The 18,068-nt window shown below is 33.4% G+C and carries 18 protein-coding genes; 5 read left to right on the forward strand and 13 right to left on the reverse strand.

Annotated features, from left to right (window positions below; all coding sequences use genetic code 11):
• From NZ853_07190 to NZ853_07225, 8 genes are all read right to left on the reverse strand, one after another.
• Positions 1–942: an energy transducer TonB gene (locus NZ853_07190; protein ID MCS7205464.1), complete on the reverse strand. Its 942-nt coding sequence runs from the start codon at positions 940–942 to the stop codon at positions 1–3.
• The gene (ruvB, locus tag NZ853_07195) at positions 929–1,888 is read right to left on the reverse strand and encodes a Holliday junction branch migration DNA helicase RuvB (protein MCS7205465.1); all 960 of its coding nucleotides are present in this window, start codon (positions 1,886–1,888) and stop codon (positions 929–931) included. Before ruvB ends, NZ853_07190 begins: the two co-directional genes overlap by 14 nt.
• Positions 1,889–1,909: 21 nt before the next feature.
• Entirely contained in the window at positions 1,910–2,602 is a 693-nt protein-coding gene (locus tag NZ853_07200; protein MCS7205466.1) for an SAM-dependent methyltransferase, read from the reverse strand.
• Positions 2,595–3,464 (reverse strand): HAD-IB family phosphatase, encoded by an 870-nt coding sequence (locus tag NZ853_07205; GenBank protein ID MCS7205467.1) that lies wholly within the window; start codon positions 3,462–3,464, stop codon positions 2,595–2,597. Before NZ853_07205 ends, NZ853_07200 begins: the two co-directional genes overlap by 8 nt.
• Entirely contained in the window at positions 3,461–4,270 is an 810-nt protein-coding gene (locus NZ853_07210) for a M23 family metallopeptidase (GenBank protein ID MCS7205468.1), read from the reverse strand. Before NZ853_07210 ends, NZ853_07205 begins: the two co-directional genes overlap by 4 nt.
• 71 nt (positions 4,271–4,341) lie before the next feature.
• Positions 4,342–5,472, reverse strand: coding sequence for a septal ring lytic transglycosylase RlpA family protein (locus NZ853_07215; GenBank protein MCS7205469.1), 1,131 nt, complete (start codon positions 5,470–5,472; stop codon positions 4,342–4,344).
• A 41-nt stretch (positions 5,473–5,513) separates the two neighbouring features.
• Positions 5,514–6,533 carry a ferrochelatase gene (gene hemH / locus NZ853_07220; protein ID MCS7205470.1) on the reverse strand — a complete coding sequence of 340 codons (1,020 nt, stop codon included), beginning with the start codon at positions 6,531–6,533 and terminating at the stop codon, positions 5,514–5,516.
• 6 nt (positions 6,534–6,539) lie between these two features.
• On the reverse strand, positions 6,540–7,127 hold the full coding sequence (locus tag NZ853_07225) for a DUF3365 domain-containing protein (GenBank protein ID MCS7205471.1): 588 nt from the start codon (positions 7,125–7,127) through the stop codon (positions 6,540–6,542).
• A 128-nt stretch (positions 7,128–7,255) separates the two neighbouring features.
• Here NZ853_07225 and pgk point away from each other — a divergent pair, with 128 nt between their 5' ends.
• From pgk to NZ853_07240, 3 genes are all read left to right on the forward strand, one after another.
• Positions 7,256–8,338 carry a phosphoglycerate kinase gene (gene pgk, locus NZ853_07230; GenBank protein ID MCS7205472.1) on the forward strand — a complete coding sequence of 361 codons (1,083 nt, stop codon included), beginning with the start codon at positions 7,256–7,258 and terminating at the stop codon, positions 8,336–8,338.
• A 63-nt stretch (positions 8,339–8,401) separates the two neighbouring features.
• Positions 8,402–9,760: a nodulation protein NfeD gene (locus NZ853_07235; GenBank protein MCS7205473.1), complete on the forward strand. Its 1,359-nt coding sequence runs from the start codon at positions 8,402–8,404 to the stop codon at positions 9,758–9,760.
• A gap of 47 nt (positions 9,761–9,807) precedes the next feature.
• Complete coding sequence (locus NZ853_07240; GenBank protein ID MCS7205474.1) at positions 9,808–10,563, forward strand: slipin family protein; 756 nt, start codon at positions 9,808–9,810, stop codon at positions 10,561–10,563.
• On the opposite strand, the gene NZ853_07245 is transcribed toward NZ853_07240, so the two are convergent.
• Positions 10,558–11,112, reverse strand: coding sequence for a histidine phosphatase family protein (locus NZ853_07245; GenBank protein MCS7205475.1), 555 nt, complete (start codon positions 11,110–11,112; stop codon positions 10,558–10,560). The genes NZ853_07240 and NZ853_07245 overlap by 6 nt on opposite strands.
• An 81-nt stretch (positions 11,113–11,193) precedes the next feature.
• On the opposite strand from NZ853_07245, the gene NZ853_07250 reads away from it, so the two are divergent.
• On the forward strand, positions 11,194–11,808 hold the full coding sequence (locus NZ853_07250) for a DUF2062 domain-containing protein (protein MCS7205476.1): 615 nt from the start codon (positions 11,194–11,196) through the stop codon (positions 11,806–11,808).
• Here the strand turns inward: NZ853_07250 and rsmA are convergent.
• A complete protein-coding gene (gene rsmA, locus NZ853_07255; GenBank protein MCS7205477.1) occupies positions 11,795–12,622 on the reverse strand; it encodes a 16S rRNA (adenine(1518)-N(6)/adenine(1519)-N(6))-dimethyltransferase RsmA in 828 nt (275 codons plus the stop codon). The genes NZ853_07250 and rsmA overlap by 14 nt on opposite strands.
• Positions 12,619–14,349 (reverse strand): ComEC/Rec2 family competence protein, encoded by a 1,731-nt coding sequence (locus NZ853_07260; GenBank protein MCS7205478.1) that lies wholly within the window; start codon positions 14,347–14,349, stop codon positions 12,619–12,621. Before NZ853_07260 ends, rsmA begins: the two co-directional genes overlap by 4 nt.
• 101 nt (positions 14,350–14,450) lie before the next feature.
• On the opposite strand from NZ853_07260, the gene NZ853_07265 reads away from it, so the two are divergent.
• Positions 14,451–15,572 (forward strand): aminotransferase class I/II-fold pyridoxal phosphate-dependent enzyme, encoded by a 1,122-nt coding sequence (locus tag NZ853_07265; protein MCS7205479.1) that lies wholly within the window; start codon positions 14,451–14,453, stop codon positions 15,570–15,572.
• Here the strand turns inward: NZ853_07265 and pyk are convergent.
• Complete coding sequence (gene pyk / locus NZ853_07270; protein ID MCS7205480.1) at positions 15,566–17,023, reverse strand: pyruvate kinase; 1,458 nt, start codon at positions 17,021–17,023, stop codon at positions 15,566–15,568. The genes NZ853_07265 and pyk overlap by 7 nt on opposite strands.
• Positions 17,020–18,066, reverse strand: coding sequence for a GDP-mannose 4,6-dehydratase (gene gmd / locus NZ853_07275; GenBank protein ID MCS7205481.1), 1,047 nt, complete (start codon positions 18,064–18,066; stop codon positions 17,020–17,022). The genes pyk and gmd overlap by 4 nt, the downstream gene beginning before the upstream one ends.
• Positions 18,067–18,068 lie beyond the last annotated feature (2 nt).

Consider the following 18,068-nt stretch of genomic DNA (forward strand, 5'->3'; position numbering starts at 1 on the left):
TCAATGCAAAGGAGGGAAAACAAAATTAATTCCGAAGATATTGCCATGTTCGAAAACCTCAGGTGGTGGAGTTCCAAAATTCTGATTCAAAAGTGCTCGTATACATGCCTCATCCACTGGCTTCTGCCCCATACTCGACACAATCCTTGCATCTCTTACTGTTCCATCATAATCCAAAAGAAAAAGAACTCGAACTACTTGTGGTTTGATGGGCTGACTGATAACAACTCCAGCACTATCCCTCCAAACTAAATTTAATCCCGGAGGAGAAAAATTATCCCGTATCTGTCTTAACATATCTCGAAAGTATTTGTAGCCTTTTAATTCCACACTAGCGATGGCGATATCAGGAGAATCATCCCACCTTAGACTAAAATCATTCCGAAAACGATAATTGGCGGGAATTTTTGTTGGGAGTTTTGATTCTGAATTTTCTGACGAACTTTTATCTTCGGTCGCATCTTGTTTTTTTTGATAATTTTTCTTTAGGTAAATCTCTTCATCAAAACCTGTTTTTTCTGTTTTATTTGAACTTTTTGTGGTTTGTTGGTTTTGATGCACTCCTTTTTGTATAGGTTGTGTTGTGTCTTTTTCTTGCAAAGAGTAGGATACCAAAAAAGTATCACTATTAGTCAGTGTATGAAAACCATATTCTTTCGTAATTCCCCCTTTACCTCCAGATGTTCTATAAGAATAGACAGGGATTTGATTTTCTCTAAAAGGAGCATATGTAAAGTGTTCAACAATTACTGGATAAACTTTATAAAAATTTTTTACGATTGAACTTTCGAGGTTCAGTTGTTCCAACAAAATACTTACATGACTGGGTAAAAACAAAGCATTCAAAAGAGAAAAAAAAGGAAGTAATACTACAACAATTGCATATTTCAGAAAAATAAATTCGTTTTTTTCTACTTGTCGTTTGGATTTATTTACTCGCATAATTTTCTTCAGTTTTTAAAATTTCTATTCCCCTTGGAGTGATGATTCTTCCTCTGGAGGTTTTTTCAATCAATCCCATTTTCAAAAGAAACGGTTCATAGTTCTCCAAAAGGGTTTTTTCTTCTTCATCAAGCAAAGAAGAGAGAGTTCGTATGCCAACTGGTCCTCCGTGGTATCGTGTATAAATCAAATTTAAAATTTTTTTGTCAAATTCATTTATCCCCATCAAAGAAATTCCTAATTGATCTAATGTTTTCTTCAAGAAATCTTTGTGAATTTTTTTGACATTTGAAACAACTGCATAATCATAAATCCTTTTCAGAAGTCGAATGGCTTCTCTCGGAGTCATACGACAATAATCCGCCAAAAACTCTGCTTCTTCTTCTTGTAGTTCTATATTTAGATGTTCTGCAACTTTAAGTAGAATCTTTTTTATTTCTTCCTTCTCATAAAACTGAAATTTCATTTCTATCCCAAACCTCGAATAAAAAGGATTACTGATATAACCAGCTCTCGTGGTAGCTCCTATCAACGTGAATTTAGGTAATTGCATGCGTATGGTTTTTGCTGTGACTCCTTCTCCTACGATAATATCGACGTAAAAGTCTTCCATCGCCGTGTATAATAATTCTTCACATGATCTGGGAAGCCGATGGATTTCATCAATAAACAAAATTTCTTTTTCTTCTAAAAAAGAGAGTATCTTTGCAACATCTCCTGGTTTTGTTAGCATTGGAGCAGAAACCGCATGTAGTTTTACTCCCAACTCATTGGCAATTACATTAGCTAAGGTGGTTTTCCCAAGACCAGGAGCTCCTGTAAGTAAGATATGATCCAAAGCTTGATCTCTTTTTTTCGAAGAATCAATCATTACCTTCAAGCGTTCTTTAATGATCTTTTGACCTATGAACTCATCCAAGCTTTTGGGTTTGAAGAATTCTTTCACAGGTTAAAGATAATTGAGCTTTTATGATTTTACAAATTTTTTTTGCTTTTTTAGAACAAATACAGCTGGGAGTTTATCAATTGCATCCCCTATGTCTTTGAATTCCTTTAGAGGAAATTTTAAAATCTTTTCTTGATCTCCCGTAAGATCAAAAAATGCAAACAAAATCCAATCAGAAGATAAGTGCTTTTTTAATTCAGAAAGTAGTTTTTTATTACGATAGGGGGTTTCGTATAAAACAACAACGTTATACTTTTCCAAATTTTTAATAAATGGAAGACGTAGATACGTCTCACGGGGTGGAAAACCCGCAAAATAAAAGGCTTCGTCAATACCTGCATAAACTAAAGCAACACTCAATGCAGAAATTCCTGGAATTACCTGAACTGAATACTGATGTTCTTCGGCAAAATGAATTAATTCTTTTCCGGGATCCATAAAAACGGGCATACCTGCATCACTAATATAGCTAATCGTCTGATTTTGCAGTAAAACAGAACGAAGATCTTTGATTTTGACTTTTTCTTCATCGTATTGATAGATCTTTTCTTTGGGAATGTCAATCTTGTGATGTTTGATCAAAGTAGTGAAGTTGCGATAAGATTCTACTAAAACCAAGTCTGATTCTTTGAGAATGTTTAGAGCTCTTATGGTTATATCATCAAGATTAGAAAGGGGAGCTCCTATGAAGTATATGGTTTTTTTTTTATTCATTCACCAATGATTGTATGAAAAAGCCTTTTTTTTCTGCTTCTTTTAGAACATTGCTGTTCTGGTTTCGATTGATAAAAACGGGATATTCAGCATTTTCTAATAAATCAAAGTCTGACCGAGAATCCCCAACGGCAAGAATGATGGGTTTGTGGGTTACTTGTCTTAATCTTTCCCACTTTCCTTTTCCGTAAGGATATGGTTCGATGATTTCCGGTTGTAGATAATTTTTTTTTATTTGCAACTTCATCCCTAATACTTGGCTTTTTTTTAGACCCCAATGGTGAATGATGGCACGAATGGCTACCTCAGGCGATGCTGTGATGATATAAATTTCCCATCCAGAGGAGTTTAGATATTGAATCAAATCATGCAATGCGGTGTGGATGGCGATTTGTGTTTCTTGATTTGAGGGATCATTTTTAGAATATACTCTCATTGCTTGTTCAAACGATTGAACAGAATGTTTCTCCAATTCTTCTTCTTTGTAGCCTGCAAAAAAGATCTTCGTCCATCGGTAAGCAATTTCTTGATTTTGATTTTCGATTTGATCATAAACTTGAAAAATCTCGGTAAGTAATGCTTTTATATGTTCTTTTGTGGGATTTTTTTTTAGGGAAAAAAACAAATCTTTGATTTTTCTTATCTTTTCGCCTGGAACATTATACCAATGCTTTTCGTCCCAAAACCATTCTTCGTCGGCTTTAATGTAAAGATTTTCAATCAAGTAGTTCATCAAATTAAAACCCTGATCTCCATAAATCAAGGTATGATCAAAATCAAAAACCGCTAAAGAATTTTGCTTATGTTCTTTGAGTTTGATTAAGATTTCTTGGATTTGTGGATTCCATTTTCGTAAAATCATAAAGACAATTGAACATGGGAAGGAGATCCTTCGATATTAGGAACCGTCTCCTGAATGATTACTCCATCAACACTTTCTTTGATGATGACATCAGTTCGGAAAAAACTTTCAGGTAAAAAATCCTCTGGATTCAACTTGATGTCTTGAAAAATCACCTCAAAATGTAAGTGAGGTCCTGTTGATCTACCTGTGCTTCCTGAAAAGCCAATAATTTGTCCGATTTGGATTTCTTCATTTTCGAAAACCAAAATTTCTGACAAATGAGCATAAAGGGTTTCTTTCCCATCTTGATGATGATGTAAAACGATTGTATATCCATACCCTCCCATCCAGCCTGTTTTTTTCACAATCCCGTCTCTAGCAGCTACAACTGGGGTTCCAATCGGAACAGCCATATCCAAACCCTGATGTAATTCATTAAACCTTCTACCATAACGAGAAGTGAAATCGGGATTTTCAACAGGCCATAAAAAACTTCTTGGATCAATATTAAATATCCTCCGCCCAAAACCTTGTCTTAGGAGTTCTTTTAAATAATCATCCCCATATGGCACAAAAATGTACTTTTTTGTCAAATCTTCATTAAGACTTCTGATTGCTTGGACGGTGGTTTGGTATTCATTAGCAAGTTCTTGCAATTTTTTGGGATTTTGATACCCTTGATTGAGAACCCATTTCCCCTGAGTATTTCGGTAAGTTTGAATATATTTATTATCAATTGCAACACGTATCAACTTCGTATGAGAAATCGAACTTTCCATCAAAAACAGAAATAAAAAAAAGAAAAATAAATACTTTTTACCCATAATTTTTAGTTATTTTGTCAACAAATCCGTTGTCATATTAAAAATCAAGTGAAAATTTGCAAGCAAAAGCCTCATTCAGGTGAGGCGATAAATCCATAATAACCTGCTTCTTCTAGTTTTTGTTTTATAACCTCAGCAGTGTGTCTCTCTGAAAAATTCCCTACTCGAACTACAAATTCTCGACCTCGCCTAAAAACGAAAACAGGATAAGGCAATTTACTTTCAATTTCTTCTTTTAAACGAACTACGTTTTTTATATCCGTAAAAACCCCCACTTGGATCGAGTAAAATTGAGCTTCTTTGATGTCTTTTATCTGATTTTGAAGGCTTTTTTCTTTGGAAATCAAATTTTCATTTTGAGGGGAAGCACCAACACCTAATTCTGCAGTTTTATAGAAAAATGCAGTAGTTCCTTCTCCCTTATCTTTGAGGTTGCCCTTTTGTAAAAGTTTGATTCTCACACGAGTTAAACCCTTATGCTTGAAGCCTAATATTTCTGCTGCTTGTTCGGAAACATCCAAGATTCGATTTTTTACGAAAGGACCGCGATCATTGACTCTCAAGATCACTTCTCTCTGGTTTTCCAAATTCTGAACAAGAATAGTTGATCCTAAGGGAATGCTTCGGTGTGCTGCCGTTAGTTTTTTACTATCAAATATTTCTCCTGATGCGGTAGGTCTTCCATCAAATTCTTTCCCATACCAAGAAGCAATCCCTTCTTCATCAAAATTCTCCAAAGAACTTGATGTTGGATATGCTTGGTTTTCGGTTGCACTGCCAGTATTTGAACTAACAACTACGATCGCTTCTTCTTTTTGTTGATTTATGATTGGTTTTGGTAATTCCCCAATATAAGGATTTTGATTGCTTGTGGTCGTCGATTCTTTTTCATTTTCTTGATTTGTATAACCTGGTGGTTGATTATCAGGCTTACATTTTTTGCAGATCTTATCGAGATAGGGGTCTTGTTTGCTTAACTCTTCGAAAAAGAGTTCTTCTTCACTTTGATCTTGTGGATTTATCTCTTTTTTATAAGAATGGCTTCTTGTCTGGTGGGTTTTATCTTCTTCTTGAGGTTGTTTTTTTTCGGTTGAAAAAAATTTGTTTGGATATGTGTTTTCTATAACTGAAGGTGGTTGATTGATGTTTAGACTTATGCAATTTGATAAAAAAAATAAGCTAACAATTAATCCTTTTCTCATCAACTTCATTTTCGGTTAGAAAAAACAAAAGAAAAGAAAAATTAGTTCTCTAAGAACTTAAGGATATTGTTTTTCCAATACTCTATCCATTCATTTTTGTCATTCAAGGCAGGAATTACTTTATAATTTTTTATTCTATGACTCATTAACATTTCTTTTATCGTAATTTGAAGTTCTTCTAAGGTTTCTAAAGAATCACTCACAAAGGATAACGGCACAACGCAAATTTGATCGTGTTTTTTAGCTACGTCAATGATTACTTCTTCTAAATAGGGTTGGGTCCACTTTTCTTTCCCAAGTCGTGATTGAAAGGCAACGAGATAATCATCTAAACCTAATCGATGACTTATTTGTTTTGCTAAATAAAAACACTGGGCTCGATAACAATACTCAGGCTGTTGGATTTCACAACAATTGTCTTTTAAGCAGACGTTTTTTTGATCTGATTTTTCTATATGCCTAACAGGAACACCATGAAAAGAAAAAATAAAATAATAATTCCGAAACTCTGGGAGCTCATCTTGAATATGTTTCACCCACAAATCAATAAATTCTGGATCATTATAAATAACCGGATGAACAGTAATCATCATAGGATCCCAGAACTTTGAATTGATCTTATAAACACTTGCTAAACTCGATCCAATAGTGGAGGTAGCGTACTGAGGATACAAGGGAATAACATACAAATAACGAACACCTTGACGATAAAAAAAATTTAATTTTTCTTCAATTCTTGGTTCTCCATACCTCATAGCAAAATCAATCAGAATATCTGGTAATCCTGATTTTAACTTACTTATAAAACTTCTTGTAATGGTAATTAATGGAGATTCGTTTTTTTCGTAGTTCCAAATTTTTTTGTATTTTTCTAATGACTTTTTTGCTCGATGCGGAGCAATTATGACATTTACAAGGAGTGATCGATATAAATAGGGAATATCGATCACTCGTTCATCCATCAAGAATTCAGATAGGTATTTCTTGACTATACTTTCTTTTAGTTGGCTTGGTGTTCCTAAGTTAATGAACAAAACAGCTACATTTTTTTGATTCTTCATCCATTGCTAAAATTCAGCAACAAATGCACCCCGTAAATCATTTAATTTATATCCAACGGCTTTATCATCTGGGTATTCTTTTTTGATCCGTTCTAAAACAGCGGGATTCATTTTAGCTGGATCGCCATGACATTGTAGGCATAAATCAGCAAAGGTTTTAATAGGCTTCATGACTTTGGTTTTATTGCCTACTTGGAAATACACAGCTTTAAGTTCTTGATTTTGCTTCATCTTTTCTTGCCAGTAATTGAGAACTTCCATTTCGTCAGGTGTTGGCTTGTGATCTGGATTGCGATATTTATCAGAAATTCGATAGATCTTCATTTTGTATTTTTCAGAATAAGATCTTTCCATTGCAGGTGAAATTTCTTTACAAACAGATATCGCTCCATCAAATTGATTTTTTTGAATAGCTTTCATGAGCTCAGCTCTTAGATTATCAAAAAACTCATCAAAAATTCGAATCGCTTCTTTCACTTTTGCATCAGAGTCAGCCTGCACCTCTTGTATCTTAACTGCCTGTGTCCGACAATTAGCAACTAAACTAAAAGCAAAAACCAAAGCTAAAAAAACTATTAGTTTCATGGTTTTCATAATATTACAGTGAACAAAAAAATCAATTTTTTTTCACACAATACAGGAGTACTGTATTTCTTCTCATCTGTTTTGAACTTAAGAAAAGAATTGACTTGCAAAAAAATTCATAATTTTTGTTTTGCTTCATGAAGTTTTTAAGGATAGAAAACACCAATATTTCTGGGAATTCTTTGATACTTTTCGATTGGTACGATAATCATCAATATCCATTCTTATTGAGAGCTCAGATCGAAATTATTTCAGAATTACTAGATTTTCTGAAACTAAAACCCACAACTCTCTTTTTAATGCCTGTAATCAATAATCAAATACAACAATCAAGCAATTTTTTTCATGAAAACATAGAAACTTTGATTCAAAATCTTAAAAAACAAAATAATCACTTACAATTCCAACATGTTGAGAAAACACCTGAAAAACCATCAAATGAAATTATATACATAATCAACCCTACAAAGGAATTCATCCCAATCATTCAATATTTTGATTTCATTATTATTCAAAGCTATCGATTTTTAACTGAACTAAAGAAAAATAATACACTAACCAATATTGAAAATAATAAGTTTTGTATTACTTCAGATGTGTATGAAACTTTGTATTTCATTGAGCTCTTGCAGAATCAAACCATCAAACAGAAAGTAGGTATTTTTGGCGGAAATCAAATAGAAAAAACGAATCTTTTTTTAGAGGCTTGTGTTAAGTATTTTCAAACACTTTTATTTGGAGGAAGTGTTGGGTTACACACCCTCAAAGCCAATGGAGTTGAAATTGGAAATAGTGCATATGTAAGAGAAGAAATCAGTCATTCTTTTCATATCATCAATAAAGCCTACTCAGAAGAATGTGAAGTTCTTCTTCCGTTTGATCATATTATCACCGATAAAATCACTTCTAAAGCAAAGACAAAAACATCACCTCGAGAGATACGTTCTCCCTATCAGGGGATTGATATTGGTTCTAAAACTATTGAGGCTTATGAAGAAAAAATTAAAAATGCGAATTTGGTATTCATGCACGGTCCATTAGGAATCATTGAGATTGAAAAATCAAAAAAAGGAACCTACGAGATTTTGAAAATCCTAAACAAATCCAAAAAACCTACACTTCTAACTGGTTATGAGTTAACCAACTTTGCGAAAAAAGAAAACTTTTCTTTGAAAATCGTCCCTGAATTTGAATTTTTCCGTTACCACTTGATTACTTGACGTAATTTTTTTCAAAAGAATTTTTAGTTTACTTTGTGTCATTTTAATTTAATTTGAAAATAAATGAAAAGGCAAAAAAATAAACTGATTTTAATTTTACTATCAATCATTGCTGTAATACCCATATTCCTCAAAGCTGAGGACAAAGAAAAAGAACAAATTACCCAACATCAAAACGAAGAATTTATTTATAAAGTAGTCATAAGTGATGCTATAACACCAGCTTCAATGGAAAAGTTGATCAAAGCGATAGAGAAAGCAAATCAAGAAAAAGCAAATGCGATTATTCTTCAATTGGATACACCTGGAGGTTTAATGAGTTCGATGGACGAAATGGTAAAATCCATCATGAACTCAAAGGTACCTGTGATTACTTACATAGCACCACCTGGGGCAACTTGTGGTTCAGCGGGCGTTTTTATTTTAATGTCAAGTCATGTTGCCGCAATGGCTCCTGCAACCAACATAGGTTCAGCTACTCCCATTACAATGGGTCGAACACAAGAAACTCCCTCAAAAGAAGATGAAGAAGCCCTCCGAAAAAAAATCATGAATCACTCTATAGCCAAAATTAAATCCATAGCTGAATATTATGGCAGAAACTCTGAATTTGCCATAAAAACCATCACAGAAGCTGCTAATATCCCATCGAATGAAGCACTGAGAATTAAGCTAATTGATGTTTTAGCGAATTCAGAAGCAGATTTACTCAATTCCATCGATGGGAAAGTAGTAAAAACGATTGAAGGAGAAAAAATTTTAAAAACCAAAAACATCAAAGTTGTTGAGTTAAAAGATGATCTAAGAAATAAAATTTTGAGTTTAGTTGCCAATCCGAACATTGCCTATCTTTTGATTATGATCGGTATGGCAGGTATCATGATTGAAATCCAATACCCGGGATTAATTTTTCCTGGTGTGATTGGAGCTATTTCGCTTTTGCTAGGTTTGTATGGTTTGCAAACCCTACCCGTAGATTATACTGGTTTTCTTTTGATTGCATTAGGAATTATCTTTCTGATTTTAGAACTAAAACTTATGTCTTATGGTTTATTAGCAATTGCAGGTATTATTTCTATCATACTGGGAACTATTTGGATTGCTGATTCCATGAAAGAAGTAGAACAAACTTCATTAGCCATCATGATTTCTTCAACACTTTTTATTGTAATATTAATGATGTTTATTCTTTACAAAGTCATACAAGCATCAAAAAAAGAAGTAGTCAGTGGAGATACCCTTTTATTAAAAGAGATTGGAGAAGCCACTTCAGATATTAACCAAGAAAAAGGAAAAGTTTTTATTCATGGTGAATACTGGAATGCCATTACGAAAGAAGGAATCATTCCTAAAGGTTCAAAGATAAGACCGATTGAAAGACAAGGGATGACGTTGATAGTAAAAAAAGTTGACGATAATTAAAAAAGCAAAATCATACAATGATTTAGAAATCTACAAAGAGGTGATATATGGCATTTAGTTCGATACTTTTTATTATTCTGTTGGCAATTTTTATTTTATCTCAAGCTATACGAGTTCTAAAAGAATATGAGCGTGGGGTAATTTTTCGGTTGGGACGTTTTAGTGGCGTAAAAGGTCCAGGCTTAATACTTTTAATCCCTATTATTGATAAAATGGAAAAGGTGAGTCTTCGAACTGTAGCTTTGGACGTTCCTCCACAAGATGTGATTACGAAAGACAACGTTACAATTAAAGTCAATGCGGTGGTTTACTTTCGGGTAATGGATCCTCAAAAAGCCATCATCGAGGTTGAAGATTATCTTTATGCAACCTCCCAACTATGTCAAACAACATTGAGATCCATTTTGGGAGAATCTGAATTAGACGAAGTTTTAGCCAATCGAGAAAAAATTAACGCTCATTTACAAGAAGTCATAGATAAACAAACGGATGCATGGGGTGTAAAGGTTTCTTTAGTTGAGCTCAAACATATTGACTTACCCCAAGAAATGCAAAGAGCTATGGCAAGGCAAGCAGAAGCAGAGAGAGAAAGAAGGGCAAAAGTGATTTCAGCTGAAGGTGAATTCCAAGCCTCAGAAAAGTTAGCCGAAGCTGCAAAAGTGATCGAAAAACATCCCATTGCAGTCCAATTGAGATTTTTACAAACATTGGTCGAAGTTGCAGCTGACAAAAATTCTACAGTAGTGCTTCCTATACCAATTGAATTATTAAAAGCTTTTGATCAAAATTCTAAAAATTCATAAATTTTTACGAATTCTTTTTACGATGGAGGGGGTGAGGTAACATTCTACTTCCATACTCTCACCATCCCAATCAAAGACAAAAATTGAACCCTTTTTCAAAGGAAAATCAATATTGATAAAATTTTCTTTAAACACAAGTTCATCAGTCTGAAAGTCATATTCGATTTGCTTTGTCAAAAAGGCTGTGATGAAATGACTTAGATCGGGTTCATGGGTAATAAGACAAATTTTGTAATTGGATTTGATGATATCTTTATTTATATAAGCTCCTAAAACAAACACGTAATCCATTACTGTAGCACCCGGATTTAGCTTGGAGAAGGTCTCAATCTTTTTTGATTTCCAATAGGAATTTAAAACTTCTGCCGTTTCTAAAGAGCGTAAAGCTTCAGATGTCAATATTAAATCTGGCTTTTTAAAAATTTTCGAAATGACTTTCCCTAATGCTTTGATCCTTTCTTTTCCTTTTTCTGTGAGCTTACGTTCTAAATCTTCTTTCTCGTCGTTTGGTTCTTCAGCTATACCATGTCGAATACAATAAAATTTCATAGAACAACACGTTAGAAACTTTCTATCAATTGAAAAGAAAATTTTATTTACTCGTCAAAAAATGCTTGGAATTTGAAGTTGATGTTTAATAGAATTTATAATGTCATATACCAAAAAATCATTTATCCTTTAAAAGAAGCCCATTCCCCGAGAAGCGAAATTGCTTTAGGTGCGGCTATTGGGATGTTTTGGGCTCTCAACCCACTTGTGGGGGTTCAAATGTATCTTGTTACTCTTAACTGGCTAATTTTAAAGTTTTTTAAAATTCGATTTCATTTACCCATAGCGCTTGCCATGGTTTGGATTACTAATCCCTTGACACTCCCATTTTTTTATTATAGCTTTTATGTAACGGGAATTTTTTCACTCAAAATCTTCAACTTACATTATGAATTTTTGTCATTTGATTCTTTTAAACTTGTAATTGAAAAATCAATCAGTATGAGTTTGGTTGATGGTTTAGTCTATTGGATTGAATTTTTGATTAATGATTTTGGCATACCAGCCTTAATAGGCAGTCTGATTTGGGCTGTCCCTTTTTCAATTATAACATACCCTTTAGTTTTTCGTTTCATTACCAAACATAGAGAACGATTAGCAAAAAAAGAAGGAATTACCCTTGAAGAATGGGAACAAAGACACATACATACTTTAAAAGAAATCTTTTTCTCCAAGGATAAACCTAAGAATTTTTAACAACATAATTAACTAATTCGTAAAAAAGACGAAAATCTATATCTTCTGCTCGTTTTTCAATATCAATAGAAAGTTCTTTTGCTCCTTCTTTTAGCAAAGAGATTGATATGAATTCTTCTGCCATTTTCCAAGAGTTTATGAGTTTTTTTCTTTTTCCACGAAAACTCATTCGCAGAACTTTTTGTAAAACTTCTGGATCTGAATATGTTTTTTCCCACAACTCAAATAAGATCAAAGAAGAATGAACTTCTGGTTTTGGATAAAAGCTTTCTTTAGGAATAGAAAAGAATCTCTCGATGCGACCATAATTATGTAAATATATTGAAATAGAGTTATTTTTCATAATGAGCTTATCGGCATACTCTTTTTGAACTAAAAAAATCAATTTTGCAGGCTTCTTTGCATACTGAACACAGTTGGTAAATATGTCTGTTGTAATGTAATAAGGCAGATTACCTATGAGGAATTCATATTTAGAAGGATTTTCTTTTAGATAAATCAGAATATCTTGATTGTTAAGTATCACAGATTCATTTTTGATAATCTCTGATTTCAATATATCACAGAGCAAAGGATCAATTTCTACTAAATGCATCTGATAATCAAAAAGTAATTTATGGGTAAGAGCTCCCAAGCCAGGACCGATCTCTAATAATAACGACCCTTTAGGTATTTCTTTTATTATGATTTGATAAATCTTTTCTACGTAGTTGGGATCAATAAGAAAATTTTGTCCTAAAGATTTTCGGATATTTCCCTTTCTTTTCTTTATCTCTTCTAAAATACGAGTCACACTATAAAAAGGAAATTTCATACAAAAGCATGAAAGAAATATAAAACAAATAGCAGGGAATGGAATGTAAGATAAAGTGTGATTATTTTATTTCTCTGATGAAGTTTTGATAGGAAATGATGGTTTTCGTTCCTCAACAAATATAAAAATGCAAGAATAAATCCTATTGATAGATAAAATGCTAGATTCCAAGATTCAGAAAATCTCATCCAAAGGATGGTTTTGGAAAATGTTTGGATCAAAAAGTCAATCCCAATCATAAAAATGTTAATAAAATCCCACAAAAAATCTATTATAGAGTTAATGTAAAATACATCTTTAAAAATCAAAGACACAATCAAAACATTAAAAACAATGGGAAGAAAAAAACCCACAATTGGAACCATAACGAAATTATAGACAGGAGAAAGCAACGAATACTCTCTAAAAACAAAAAATTGAATTGGCAAAATAAAAAAAGAAGCAGATAATCCAATCAGGAATTGAACTATTGCAAATTTGATGACAAAATACTTCAGATTTTGTAAGCGATTGTATTTGGGAAAAATATTATCATCCAAGAACAAATCCTCTAACTTTTTATAAAGGATTAAAATACCTGAAACTGCAGCAAAGGACATTCCAGTTGACAAATTCAAAACAGAATAAGGGAAAATCAATATCATCAATAAAAAAGTATTAGTCAATAAATCATAAACAGATTGTTTTTTGTGGACAATGGTCAATACAAAAACTATTATAACAAACAAATAAGCACGAACTAACGTATAGGGAAAATTCAAAACGTGAAGATAAAAAAACAAAATGGGTAGTGGCAACAAAAAACTTAAAAAATGCTTTCTACCAAAAAGTCTACTCAAAGGAAAATAAATCACAAAAAACAAAATTCCCAAATGTAAACCACTTGCAGCAAATAAATGCATAAGTCCTAATTTTTTGATTTGATCTTTTTTTTCTTTTTCCATCCAGTTAGAGTTTCCTAAGATCAATCCTAAGATGATGCCTTGATGATGTTTTTCTGAAACTTTCGTTTCGATCATGTCAATAAGAGCATCTTTTACTTGAATGCTGATGTTTTGGGGACAATCCACACTTTGAATGTTTTTTTCTTTGATTTTGAAGTAATATTGAGCTCCCTGATTTTTTAGATACTGAAAAAAGGCATGATTATCTTTGAGAGGATAAAAAAATACTTTTCCATAAAACCAAAGTTGAACTTGGCATCCCTCCCATAAATCCTTTCTTTCTGATTGTAAGGATGTTTTTAAAGTCTTTCCAATGAAGTTTTTATAAGTATCATCTTTTTGATAAGTTTTATTTTTTTTATAAAATACTTCAATCTTATCAAGACTGATCTCTGTTAAATACATCCCGGGATAAAGAACTTTTTGGATTTTTCCGGTCGCATAATAAGTATAACCAAATCGATAATTTTTTATTATTTCATATTCTTCATAAGAAAGGTCTGAGTTCTGAGTTTCTTTTGGTTGGGTCCAAAATCGATCCTTGTAATAAGAAATTCCCACAAAAAACAACATAAAGAAAACTATCCAAAGAAGATTTCCTTTTCTTTTAGGAATAAGATATTCGTTAATAAAAACCACTTTTTTTTGTAAGAACAATAATACCAAAACCAGAATCAACGTAGAAAAAAACAAATAAAAACTTAGTTTTAAATCAAACTGAAAATAATACAAAATGCCATATTGAAATATCAAAATTATTTTCCAAAGTAATGTTGGTTTCATTCTAAGTATATATGTCTATGAAATCTTGAGTTTATGCAAAATTTCTTTTCGAAATATTAAGTTTTAGTTTCAAACTTTTTCTGAATGAAAAAACTGAACTCATGCTAGATTCATACGTAAAGCAGCTTTTTTCAATGAGAATGAATTATATCGATACTTCTCTTATAAGAAAAATGTTTGATTTAGCTCAAAGGCTTCGAAATCCCATCAATTTATCGATTGGACAACCTCACTTTCCTACTCCACAACCCATCATTGAAGCCATGTATCAAGCCCTAAAAGATGGAAAGACCTCTTATACAATCACTCAAGGAATCAAAGAACTGAGAGAAAAACTTGTAGAAAAATTTTCCCAAAAAAACCAAATACAAACCTCTTCAGATAAAATCATCGTCAGTTCTGGTGTGTCAAGCTTACTTTTTTTGATTTTCATGTCTCTGATTGATGAAGGTGATGATGTTTTATTGATTGAGCCTGCCTTTTTGATTTATCGAGGATTGACTTCTTTTTTTCGAGCAAATGAAATTCTCTTAAATCAAAACTTTCAAAAAGCAGATTTAGAAAATCTAAAGTTTCGAAGGCTCAAACTAATTTTGTTTTCTACACCCTCCAATCCTACGGGTTATATCCTCAAGAAAGATCAAATCCAAGCCTTAGCAGAATTAGCCGATAAGACTGGTGCTTTGCTCGTCTCCGACGAAATCTATGAATTATATGACTATGAAAAAAAATTCATAAGCCCAGGTTCGATTTATCCTCACACTTTAACTTTGATGGGATTTTCAAAATCCTATAGCATGACAGGTCTTCGTTTAGCTGCTGCAACAGGTCCTAAATCCATTATTGAAGGTTTGATCAAACTCCAGCAATATACAGTTGTGTGTGCGCCCACTCCTGTTCAATATGCGGGTATAACCGCCCTTGATTTAGATATATCAGATTACATCAAGTATTATCATGAAAACCGCGATCTTCTCAAAACTCATTTAAAACAGCTAACAGATTTTTATGAACCAGAAGGTGCATTCTACGTTTTTGCCAGAGTACCAAGTAAATATTCTGATATGGAATTCTCTGAAAAAGCATTAGAAGAAAATTTGATTTTGGTTCCGGGTAGAATTTTTTGTAATGAAACCCAGTGGATTCGAATATCTTATGCAGTAGATCGAGATGTCTTACAAGAAGGGATACAAAAATTAGAAAAACTTTATAAAGATTATTGAAAAACCCGCACTTGAACTGTTGTTACTTTTTCGTGCCCTGCTTCAACATCAGATAATACCACAATGGGATCACCTGGTAGAACTCGATTGCGTTCCCTTAATTTTTCGAAGGCTTTCCGGATGGTTTTTTCTGGGTCCTGAGAAAACTCCAATACGAACGGAACGACGGAACGTATCAACCATAATTTTCTTCTAGTGCTGGACATGTTAGTGAAAGCGTAGATGATTGCTTTTTTGGGACGAAAAGAAGCTACTTGTCTTGCAAATAGACCTCTACGGGTGATCACAACAATGGCAGGTGCATTGATATTATCTGCTAAAATACATGCAGCTTTTGCTAAACTCTCTCGTATTGAAGTTGGTTCCCTTTCTAAATGAAAACCAATGTTTTTTTCTTTTTCCATCCTTCTTGCTATTCGATCCAACATCTCTACGGCTTTCACGGGATATTTCCCAACGGCTGTTTCTCCTGATAGCATGATGGCATCAACCTGCTCATAAATGGCATTGGCAACATCTGTAACTTCTGCTCTTGTTGGAAATGGATTTTGAATCATGGATTCTAACATGTGGGTAGCCACAATCACTGGTTTTCCTTTTTTTATACACTTTTGAACTATTTCTCGTTGAACAATGGGTAGATCTTGGATTTCAATTTCAACTCCAAGGTCTCCTCTTGCCACCATAATGCCATCAGCTTCTTCGAGGATTTCATCAAAATGATCCAACCCCTCTTGATTTTCAATCTTGGCAATGATTTGAGCATGACCATCTGCTTTTTCAATGATTTCCCTAGCTTGACGAACATCCTCAGCTCTACGAACAAAAGACAATGCTATAAAATCCACATCTTGTTGGACCGCAAAAAGGATGTCTTCTTTGTCTTTATCTGTGATGGAAGGAAGATTGACCCTAACTCCAGGAAGATTGATGTGTTTTCGAGAACCTAATTCTCCTCCCTCCAAAACTAAGCATTTCAAAGTCCCTAAGTGAAGGTCTTTTTCCAAAACTTGTAGATTGATTAATCCATTATCAACGGTTATTCGGTCTCCTTCTTTTAAATCCTTAATAATATCTTTGTAGTTTACGAAAACACTTTTTTCTTCTACATTCACATTAGGTATGATGGTAAAAGTGAAAATCTCACCAGGATGTAATTGAATTCGATTAGATACATCTCCTGTGCGAATTTCTGGTCCCTGCAAATCTATAAGTATTGCTATGGGATGATTCAATTTTCGATTCAATCCTTTGATGGTTTTGATGACTTGCAAGTGGGTTTCTTGGGTTCCATGGGACATATTGATCCTTGCAATATTCATCCCTGCCTTTGCTAATTGTTCAATGACACTGGGCTTGCTGGTTGAAGGACCGATAGTGCAAATGATTTTTGTATGACGAAAATCCCTTCGCTGTAAGCTTATATCAGTGATGGTTTCTATGTGCTTCATTTTGAATCTAAGTTTTTGTAACTTACTTCGTTGGAAATTCTTTTTAGATCAGCTTCAACCATAATATAGACCAATTCTTTGAATGTGGTTTTTGGGGTCCAACCCAATATTTCTTTCGCTTTTGAATAATCACCTATCAAGAAATCTACTTCCGCAGGTCGATAAAGTTTCTTTGAGGTTTCTACTAATACTTTTTTTGTTTTCTTATCAATCGCTTTTTTTTGATCTCCGTCAACAATCCATTCTAATTCATATCCTGCATACGAAAAAGCCAATTCAACGAATTCTTGAATGCTATGACTTTCCCCTGTAGCTAAGACATAATCATCGGGTTTTTCGTGCTGTAGCATCATCCACATTCCTTCTACATACTCTTTTGCATAACCCCAATCCCTTTTTGCATTAATGTTTCCTAAAACAAGTTTATCCCTTAAGCCATATTTGATTTGGGCAAGGTGATAAGTAATTTTTCTCGTAACAAATTCAATCCCCCTCAAAGGTGACTCGTGATTGAAAAGAATCCCCGAACATGCAAATAGATTATAAGCTTCACGGTAGTTTACCGTAATCCAATGTCCAAAAACCTTAGAAACCCCATAAGGACTTCTCGGATAAAAACAGGTTTTTTCATTTTGAGGAATTTCCCGAACTTTACCAAACATCTCACTGGTAGATGCTTGGTAAAACTTAATTTTTGGATTAACAATTCGGATTACCTCCAAAAGGCGCAAAACACCAATGGCATCTACTTCTGCGGTCAATATAGGTTGTTCAAAAGAAGTGGCAACAAAACTTTGAGCCGCTAAATTATAAACTTCATCAGGTTGGATTTTTTCAATAACCCGGTAAATGTTATCAAATTCCAAAAGATCCAAATACAGAATCTCAATTTCTCTTTCTATGCCAAGTTCTTTCAATCGCCAATAAGAAGAATCACCACTCCTACGATCCGCTCCGTAAACTTTGTATCCTTTTTCCAACAAGAATTGGGAAAGATATGCCCCATCTTGCCCACGAATTCCTGTGATCAATGCTGTTTTCATGT

It is taken from the genome of Leptospiraceae bacterium, from assembly GCA_025059995.1.
In the GTDB taxonomy this organism is placed as follows: Bacteria; Spirochaetota; Leptospiria; order Leptospirales; family Leptonemataceae; genus SKYB61.